Origin of the sequence: Pseudoalteromonas sp. SG45-5, assembly GCF_014164085.1 — a bacterium.
Lineage (GTDB): Bacteria > Pseudomonadota > Gammaproteobacteria > Enterobacterales > Alteromonadaceae > Pseudoalteromonas > Pseudoalteromonas aliena.
On record NZ_JACJEM010000131.1, the window covers coordinates 1 to 881 of the forward strand.

Sequence of the window (881 nt, forward strand, 5' to 3'; positions counted from 1 at the left end):
AAAATTAGCAGCCTCAGTAAAGGCCCACGCTAAATAACGATTACCATTCTTCTGATTCGTAGCGCCTTTTTTCTTTCCATTGCTGTACCTTGCCCCTTTAACACAGCGGCAATACGATGAGAAGTTTCCTGGGCTATCAAAACGTTTAATCGTGCCGGTTTCTAACATAATAGTCAGTGCTAAAGTATTTCCAATTCCATCAATACTGGATAGGTTTATAAACTCAGGGGAGAGTGATGTTTGTTTTAAAATAGCTCCCTCTATTGCATTGATTTGCTGTTGAGCACAGCGTATTAATGAGAGGTTAGAAATGACTGAGAGTGCTGTATTCATTGAGCTAAAGTCTGCGTGTACCTGCTCAGTATTAACGCCTTTCCTTATAGCGGCCATTTGCTTTATTTTGTTACTACTGAGCTTGTATCCAAGGTGTCGCATGTAACAACTTTGCACCGATAATAAGTTTTTAGTGGACTGTTGAACAATGTCCATTCGTTTACGCATTAAGTCGCGAACAGCCCTGAGTTCACGGGGGTAAATATAGCCTTCAGGCAGAATATTTAGACGTAGCATTTCAGCTAGCCAACGTGCATCACTATTGTCATCAACATGTTTTAAGCCTGAATATTGCTGGATTGCAGCAGGGTTCGCTAAGTGTAGTTTAAATTCTGCATCCATTAATGCATCAACTAACCAATACCAATTAAATGTTGATTCGACAACAAGCCCTGTTAACTTGTCTTTATAAGGGGCTAAAAAAGATAAAATGACAGAAATGTCATTATTTAAACGTTTACAGCTAAGCGTTTCACCCTGTTCATTAATGATAGCAATAACACTATTATTTGAATGCAAGTCAATTCCACCATATAGTTTCATACTAA

The 881-nt window shown here is 38.5% G+C and carries 1 protein-coding gene; it reads right to left on the reverse strand.

Going from position 1 to position 881, the window contains the following annotated elements; genetic code table 11:
• Positions 1 to 852 (reverse strand): transposase (locus tag H5119_RS19955; RefSeq protein WP_259400092.1); only part of this gene is annotated, 852 nt, incomplete at its 3' end.
• Positions 853 to 881 lie beyond the last annotated feature (29 nt).